Genomic DNA, 8,097 nt, shown 5'->3' on the forward strand with positions numbered 1-8,097 from the left:
GAGCGGCATCCGTACGCACGGAGAAGGGGCGCCCCGCCGGAGTGATCCGGTGGGGCGCCCCTTCCCTTACGGGTGCGTCAGTGGCCGGCCGCGTGGCTGGCCTCGCCCGACGGGGTCGCCGTGCCCGAGGGGGTGGCGGTGCCCGACGGGGTCGCGGTGCCGGTCGGGGTCGCGGTCGCGCCGGACTCCGCGCCGTGGCCCGCCTCGCCGGTCGGCGTCGCGGTGGCCGAACCGGTCGGCTTGGCGGCCGGCGGCTGCGGGATCACGGTCGGGCCGTACTCCTTGAAGTAGCTGGTCGCCGGGACGACGAAGGCTTCCAGGGAGACGTCGCCGGTCTTGCTCAGCTTGAAGACGAGCTCCTGCGCGTTGCCGTCCTTCACGGCCTCGTGGCCGTTCTCGATCGTGGCGGAGGCGTTGTCCTTGCCGCCGATGACGACCGAGCCGCCCGCGGGGATCGTGATCGGCCCGGAGCCCTCGGCGGCCTTGAGCTTCACCGGCGCGGCGGAGTCGCCCAGGGTGATCGAGTCGAGCGTCTGCGGCGCGGTGCCGTTGTTGAACACCGTCGCGGAGACGACGGCGGGGCCCGCCGCGCCGACGGTCGGCTGGGTGATCACGAGCGCGTTCTGGATCTGGACGTCATCCACCGTGACGGCCGCGTTGTCCGGCCGGACGCCGAGGGTCTGCGCGTTGTTGCCGGCGCCACAGGCGGACAGCGAGGCGATCGAGATCACGATGGCGGTGGCGGCGAGGGCGCCGCGTCGAAGGCTGCGGCTCACGGCGGCGGCAACTCCTAGGACGTACGGACAGGCTAAGGACAAGCCGGCTGGAGTGGAGCTCAGGACCAACCGGCTAAGGACGAGCTAAAGGTGCGTCAGCGGGCTTAGGTTACCGAGCCACCCTCTCCGTCCCGCACCCGACCCGCCCCTTCGCGCCCCACCCCGCCCGGTGGGCCCCCGCCGCGGATCCCGATCCCGGCCCCGAAGCCGCCCCCGAGGCCGGCACAGAGCCCGGCCCGAGCTTGCCCCTGAGCCCAGCCCTGAGCCCGCCCCCGAGCCCAGCCCGAGCCGGGCCGAGGCCGTCCCCGGCGCGCCCCGCCCCGCCCCCGCCGGCCACGCCATGGCCTGATCACGTCGCATTGACGCTCCGTTCACATAACCGACTTGATCAATTCGGTGATCGTCCGCGTATTCCACCGCCCGCCCCACGGAAAAACTCGCTTCACACCTGTGGGTGATCAATTCAGGATTCGGTCCGAGATGCATCCGCACGGGTGACCGATCCTCGAACGGAGTAGGTGAGGTTGTGTACTCTGAACCAGACAAAATGGGGCATCGCGCCCCCTCTGGGACCCCTTGGGCCGGCGTGACGCCCGCGTTTCTCTCCGTCCGTGCAGCCGCTCCGACCTGCGAATACCGCCTTCCGGAAGCCCTCCGCAGCACGTTCGCGTCGCTGTTGTCAAGCCCCGAGATATGCCCTGACCTGCGAAAACGCCATTCAGAAGAAGCCGTATCCGTGTTACCCTGGATAGCCACGGAAGGGGTACCTGTCACATGACGTTCAAGGTTGGCGACACCGTGGTCTATCCCCATCACGGGGCCGCGCTGATCGAGGCCATCGAAACTCGCCAGATCAAAGGCGTGGACAAGACCTACTTGGTGCTCAAGGTCGCCCAGGGCGACCTGACGGTTCGTGTGCCGGCGGACAATGCGGAGTTCGTCGGTGTTCGCGATGTAGTCGGTCAGGATGGACTGGACCGGGTCTTCGAGGTGCTGCGCGCGCCGTACGCCGAGGAGCCCACGAACTGGTCCCGACGCTACAAGGCAAACCTCGAGAAGCTCGCCTCCGGCGATGTCATCAAGGTCGCCGAAGTGGTCCGCGACCTCTGGCGCCGGGAGCGCGAGCGCGGACTCTCCGCAGGTGAGAAGCGCATGCTCGCCAAGGCTCGGCAGATCCTGGTGAGCGAGCTGGCGCTCGCGGAGAACACGAACGAGGACAAGGCCGAGGCTCTCCTCGACGAGGTCCTCGCGTCCTGAATGAAGCGATGCCGCGGTGCCCGCTGGCGTGCTGTGTTCCACACAGCTCTGCCGCCGGGCGCTGCGGCATGTTTCGTCTCATGAGTCTTGTGCGTCTCATGAGCCTCGTGCGTACGTCTGGTGCGCTGCGACGGCGAAGCCGACGGCGAGGCCCGGGTGACCCTCGACGTGATGGCCGTCTCGTGCGCCTCGTGACGAGTCCGTCCACGAAACACCCGCACCCGCCCGCACGCGGCCGCTCTCAGCCCGCTCGTCCCCAGCCCCCTCGCGTCCCACGGATCCTGTGCCACGCGCCACGCCCCGACCGTCGTCACGGAAAGGGCCCGGTCAAGGCGGAGCGCCGGCACTCCCCCCAGCCTTCGGCCGGGGGCACCCCCAGGGCCATACCCATGTCCCCCGAGGCAACAAACCTGCCGGAGTGCAACCGATGACTGACGAAACGCGTCCCACACGGACCGCCGTGGTGATCCCCGCGGCGGGCCGGGGCGTACGCCTCGGCCCGGGCGCCCCCAAGGCGCTCCGCGCGCTGAACGGCACCCCCATGCTCATCCACGCCGTCCGGGCGATGGCCGCCTCCCGCGCCGTCTCCCTCGTCGTCGTGGTCGCCCCCTCCGACGGCGCCGCCGAGGTCAAGAACCTCCTCGACGACCACGCGCTGCCCGAGCGCACCGACTACCTCGTGGTCCCCGGCGGCGACACCCGCCAGGAGTCCGTACGCCTCGGCCTCGCCGCACTTCCCGAGGGCGTCACCACCGTCCTCGTCCACGACGCGGCCCGCCCGCTCGTCCCCGTCGACACCGTCGACTCGGTCATCGAGGCCGTCCGCGACGGGGCCGTCGCCGTCGTCCCCGCCCTGCCGGTGTCCGACACCGTCAAGGAGGTCGAGCCCGCGGCGGCCAAGGGCGACCCCGAGAGCGTCGTCGCCACCCCCGAGCGCTCCCGGCTGCGCGCCGTCCAGACCCCGCAGGGCTTCGACTACGAGACCCTCGTCAACGCGCACGCGACCGTCGCCCTCACCGGTGACGGTGCCACCGACGACGCCGGCATGGTCGAGCGGCTCGGCGCCCCCGTCGTGGTCGTCCCCGGCCACGAGGAGGCGTTCAAGGTGACCCGTCCCCTGGATCTCGTACTGGCCGAGGCCGTACTCGCCCGCCGGAGGGCCAACGATGGCTTCTAGCAACCTGCCGTCGATCGGCATCGGCACCGACGTCCACGCCTTCGAGCAGGGCCGCGAGCTGTGGTGCGCCGGACTCCTGTGGGAAGAGGAGGAGTACGGGCTCGCCGGGCACTCCGACGGTGACGTCGCCGCCCACGCCGCCTGCGACGCGCTCTTCTCCGCCGCCGGAATCGGCGACCTCGGCGCCCACTTCGGCACCTCGCGCCCCGAGTGGTCCGGCGCCTCCGGCGTCACCCTCCTCGCGGAGGCCGCCCGAATCGTGCGCGCCGAGGGGTACGAGATCGGCAACGTCGCCGTCCAGGTCATCGGCGTCCGCCCCAAGGTCGGCAAGCGCCGCGACGAGGCGCAGAAGGCGCTGAGCGCGGCGGTCGGCGCGCCCGTCTCCGTCTCCGGCACCACGACCGACGGCCTCGGCCTCACCGGCCGAGCGGAGGGCCTCGCCGCCATCGCGACCGCACTGGTGATCCGTACGGCCTGAGCGCCCGGGTCGCCCGCCCCGCCGTCGCCGGAGTTCGCGCGGCGCCGTGCCGAAAAACTCGCCCCGCGACCGGCAATCGGTCGCGGGGCACTACCACACGCCCACTACCCTGGAGTGGTGACTATTCGCCTGTACGACACCAGCGCCCGGCAGATCCGTGACTTCACCCCGCTCACACCGGGCTGCGTCTCGATCTACCTCTGTGGTGCCACCGTGCAGGCCGCCCCGCACATCGGGCACATCCGGTCGGGGCTGAACTTCGACATCATGCGCCGCTGGTTCGAGTACCGCGGCTACGACGTCACGTTCATCCGCAACGTCACCGACATCGACGACAAGATCATCGCCAAGGGCACCGACCAGGGCCGCCCCTGGTGGTCCATCGGCTACGAGAACGAGCGCGCCTTCAACTCCGGCTACGACGCCCTCGGTTGCCTGCCGCCCACCTACGAGCCGCGCGCCACCGGCCATGTCACCGAGATGGTCGAGATGATGCGCGGGCTCATCGAGCGCGGCCACGCCTACGAGGCCGACGGCAGCGTCTACTTCGACGTCCGCTCGTTCCCCGGCTACCTCGAGCTCTCCAACCAGGACATCGACGACCTCCGCCAGCCCGACGAGGGCGTCGCCGGCAAGCGGGACCCGCGCGACTTCGCCATGTGGAAGGCGACCAAGCCGGGCGAGCCCGACTGGGAGACCCCGTGGGGCCGCGGCCGGCCCGGCTGGCACCTGGAGTGCTCGGCGATGGCCCACAAGTACCTGGGCTCCGCCTTCGACATCCACGGCGGCGGCCTCGACCTGATCTTCCCGCACCACGAGAACGAGATCGCCCAGGCGAAGGCCTTCGGCGACGACTTCGCCTCGTACTGGGTGCACAACGCCTGGGTCACCATGAGCGGCGAGAAGATGTCGAAGTCGCTCGGCAACTCGGTGCTCGTCTCCGAGATGGTGAAGAACTGGCGCCCCATCGTCCTGCGCTACTACCTGGGCACCCCGCACTACCGCTCGATGATCGAGTACAGCGAGGAGTCGCTGCGCGAGGCCGAGGCCGCGTTCGCGCGCATCGAGGGCTTCGTCCAGCGCGTCACCGAGAAGGCCGGCAAGACCGTGCCGCCCGCCCCCGAGGTGCCGCCGGCCTTCGCCGAGGCCATGGACGACGACCTGGGCGTCCCGCAGGCGCTCGCGATCATCCACACCACCGTCCGCCAGGGCAACAGCGCGCTCGCCGCCGACGACAAGGACGAGGCCATCGCCCGCCTCGCCGAGGTCCGGGCCATGCTCGGCGTCCTCGGTCTCGACCCGCTCGACCCGCACTGGGCCGAGGAGTCCGACCGGGGCGAGGAGCTGCACGGCGTCGTCGACACCCTCGTGCGCATGGTGCTCCAGCAGCGCGAGTCCGCCCGCGAACGCAAGGACTGGGCCACCGCGGACGCGATCCGCGACCAGCTCGGCCAGTCCGGCCTCGCCATCGAGGACAGCCCCGAAGGCCCCCGCTGGACGCTGGGAAGCCGCTGATGATGTGCCGCTCCGGCAGCCGGGCGGCACACTTCACTTACAGACCTATGCACGCAACACCGAGGATTAGGTAGTCATGGCCGGGAACAGCCAGCGCAGGAACCGCCGCACGTCCAACAAGAAGGGCGCGACGGTCGGCAGCGGTGGCCAGCGGCGCAAGGGCCTGGAGGGCAAGGGCCCCACGCCGAAGGCCGAGGACCGCAAGGGCCACAAGGCGTTCCGCGTCTCCAACGCCATCGCCCGACAGGCCGCCAAGCGCCGCCCGGCACCGCGCCGCGGCGGCCCCAAGGGCACCTCCGAGATGGTCGTAGGCCGTAACCCGGTCTTCGAGGCGCTGCGCGACGGCGTGCCCGCGACCACGCTCTACGTCCAGCAGTTCATCGACAACGACGAGCGCGTCCGCGACGTCCTGAAGCTCGCCGGCGACCGGGGCAACATCAACCTGATGGAGGCCCCGCGCCAGGAGCTGGACCGGATGACGAACGGCCTGAACCACCAGGGCCTCGTCCTCCAGGTCCCGCCGTACGAGTACGCGCACCCCGAGGACCTCACGGCGGCCGCCTACGACAACCACGAGGACCCGCTGATCGTCGCCCTCGACGGTGTCACCGACCCCCGCAACCTCGGCGCGATCGTCCGCTCCGTCTCCGCCTTCGGCGGTCACGGCGTGGTCGTCCCCGAGCGCCGCGCGGCCGGGATGACCGCGGGCGCCTGGAAGTCCTCGGCCGGCACCGCCGCCCGTACGCCGGTCTCCCGCGTCACCAACCTCACCCGCGCGCTGGAGGGCTTCCAGAAGGAGGGCCTCACGGTCGTCGGCCTCGCCGCCGACGGCGAGCACACGGTCGAGGACCTGGAGGCGCTCGACGGCCCGGTCGTCATCGTCATCGGCAGCGAGGGCAAGGGCCTCGGCCGCCTCGTCGGCGAGACCTGTGACTACCGCGTGCGCATCTCGATGCCCGGTGGCGCCGAGTCGCTGAACGCCGGTGTCGCCGCGGGCATCGTCCTCTACGAGGTCGCCCGCCGCCGCGCGCACTGATCTCCGCGCGCCTCCGCCACGGCGCGCACCGACCTCCGCGCGCTCCCCGCAGAAGGGCCCACCTCGCCGCTGAGCTGGGCCCTTTCGCGTACCCCCGGACAGATGGCGTGATCTTGACGGGTCTCGGACATTCCGAGCACGTCAAGGCAGTGTCCAAACCCCGCGTCACTCGGTTAGATGAGTGTGGACACCAGAACGCCCCGGCCGGGGTTCGACGATCAGCCCGCGCTGAGCATGCTCAAGGTGGATTCCGATCCCGCGCAGGTCATCGTGAACCACGCCAGCTTCCGTGTGCGGCTCGCGCCGGCCCAGCAGCCGAAGTTCGCCGCCGCTTCTCGCGGTCCGGCCCTCGCCGGAGCGGTGGCAGGAGCGGCGGGAGCGGCCGCCGGCCGCCGCCGCCCCGTCGTGTGGACCGGAAAGTCGACCCCCGGAGCCACCGGACTGCTCCAGGCCGTGCGGGAGTCCTCGGTCTCCACCCTGGAACCGCCCGGACACCTCGACGCGGGCATCACCCAGGCCATCCCGCGCATCGACGACACCATGGAAACCCCCGTCGTCCCCGGCGACGCGCCGCCGCTGCTGCCCCCGATGCGGCGCGCCGAAGGCGCCTTCGACCAGCCGTACGAAGCTCCCTACGAGCTGTCCCGCGACGACGCGGGCTATGGCGACGACGAGGACGACGCGTACCGCGGCGGCCGCTCCTCGCAGCGCCACGGCGCCGACGCGGTCCGGCACGCCTACTACCCCGGGCGCCGGATGAACCTCGGCGTCGTCCTCCTCCCGCTCCGCGTCTTCCTCGGCTTCATCTCCATCTACGCGGGCATGGGCAAGCTCTGCGACCCCGTCTACTTCGACGGCGGCGAGCGCGGCTCCATGGTCAAGTGGCTCAACTCGCTGAACCCCTGGGCCCTCGCGGAACCGCTGCGGGACTTCGCGCTGCAGCACCCGGTCGGCGCCGGACTGACCGTCGCCTTCCTCCAGGTCGTCGTCGGCGTCCTCACGGTCCTCGGCCTCTGGCAGCGGGTCGCCGCCGTCATCGGCGCCCTGCTCTCCGCGGCCCTGCTTCTGACGGTCAGCTGGAAGACCGTCCCGGTCTACGACTCCGCCGACATCATCTTCCTGGCCGCCTGGTCCCCGCTGATCATCGCGGGCGCCCCCGTCTACTCCATCGACGGCCGGCTCGCCGGCGAGGCCTGGCGCACGCTCGGCCCGCGCTCGGAGCTGTGGGAGCTGCGCCGCCGGGTCCTGCGCCGCGGCGCGCTCGTCGCCTCGATCGTCGTCGGCCTCACCCTGCTCATCGGCTCGGTGCTCGGCGGCGCCGTGCGGTCGGCCGAGATGGTCACCGTGCCCGGCCCGAACGACGACCCGATCAACCACCTGCCCGGCCGGACGCTCCCGCAGGACTCCGCCGAGCGCACCCCGTCCCAGTCCACCTCCACGCGCCCCAAGCCGTCGGCGACCCAGGGCGCGAGCGGGGACAGCGAGAAGGACGACAAGGCCGAGCCGAGCGAGACCGCCCGCGAGACCGGCCGCACGGAGGGCAGCAGGCCGACCGCGACACAGGGCACCGGCACCCGTACGCCGACCCAGTCGAGGCCCGCGGCCCCGCCGTCGACCAGCTCGGGACCGACGAGCTCGGGCAGTTCCAGTGGCGGCAGCAGCGGCGGCACGGGCACCAGCGAGCCGACGAGCGGCTCGTCGTCGGGCGGCGGCAACAGGAACCCGATCGGCGGCCTGCTGGGCTAGAGCAGCGGTACGTCGAAGGGGGGGGGGGGGGCCGCGGGGGGGGGGGCGCCCCCCCCCCACCCCCCCCGGCCGGGGGGGAGGGGGGGACGGCGGGGGGGCCCCCCGAGGGGCG

At 71.9% G+C, this 8,097-nt stretch carries 7 protein-coding genes; 6 read left to right on the plus strand and 1 reads right to left on the minus strand.

From position 1 onward, the window contains the following. Positions 1 to 77 precede the first annotated feature (77 nt). Positions 78 to 776 carry a DUF461 domain-containing protein gene (locus AB0E14_RS27845; RefSeq protein WP_362423803.1) on the minus strand — a complete coding sequence of 233 codons (699 nt, stop codon included), beginning with the start codon at positions 774 to 776 and terminating at the stop codon, positions 78 to 80. A gap of 774 nt (positions 777 to 1,550) precedes the next feature. Between AB0E14_RS27845 and AB0E14_RS27850 the strand changes: the two genes are divergently transcribed. From AB0E14_RS27850 to AB0E14_RS27875, 6 genes are all read left to right on the plus strand, one after another. Further along, the gene (locus AB0E14_RS27850; RefSeq protein ID WP_003953493.1) at positions 1,551 to 2,033 is read left to right on the plus strand and encodes a CarD family transcriptional regulator; all 483 of its coding nucleotides are present in this window, start codon (positions 1,551 to 1,553) and stop codon (positions 2,031 to 2,033) included. 427 nt (positions 2,034 to 2,460) lie between these two features. Continuing rightward, the gene (ispD, locus tag AB0E14_RS27855; RefSeq protein WP_362423806.1) at positions 2,461 to 3,210 is read left to right on the plus strand and encodes a 2-C-methyl-D-erythritol 4-phosphate cytidylyltransferase; all 750 of its coding nucleotides are present in this window, start codon (positions 2,461 to 2,463) and stop codon (positions 3,208 to 3,210) included. Further along, positions 3,200 to 3,688 (plus strand): 2-C-methyl-D-erythritol 2,4-cyclodiphosphate synthase, encoded by a 489-nt coding sequence (ispF, locus tag AB0E14_RS27860; protein WP_362423809.1) that lies wholly within the window; start codon positions 3,200 to 3,202, stop codon positions 3,686 to 3,688. Before ispD ends, ispF begins: the two co-directional genes overlap by 11 nt. Before the next feature lie 117 nt (positions 3,689 to 3,805). Next, positions 3,806 to 5,203, plus strand: a complete 1,398-nt coding sequence (gene cysS / locus AB0E14_RS27865) for a cysteine--tRNA ligase (RefSeq protein WP_362423812.1) — start codon at positions 3,806 to 3,808, stop codon at positions 5,201 to 5,203. Between the two features lie 76 nt (positions 5,204 to 5,279). After that, positions 5,280 to 6,239, plus strand: a complete 960-nt coding sequence (gene rlmB, locus AB0E14_RS27870; protein ID WP_362423815.1) for a 23S rRNA (guanosine(2251)-2'-O)-methyltransferase RlmB — start codon at positions 5,280 to 5,282, stop codon at positions 6,237 to 6,239. 177 nt (positions 6,240 to 6,416) lie between these two features. Continuing rightward, positions 6,417 to 7,985 (plus strand): DoxX family membrane protein, encoded by a 1,569-nt coding sequence (locus tag AB0E14_RS27875; RefSeq protein WP_362423818.1) that lies wholly within the window; start codon positions 6,417 to 6,419, stop codon positions 7,983 to 7,985. Positions 7,986 to 8,097: the final 112 nt, after the last annotated feature.

It is taken from the genome of Streptomyces sp. NPDC047981 (assembly GCF_040653315.1).
Classification (GTDB): domain Bacteria; phylum Actinomycetota; class Actinomycetes; order Streptomycetales; family Streptomycetaceae; genus Streptomyces.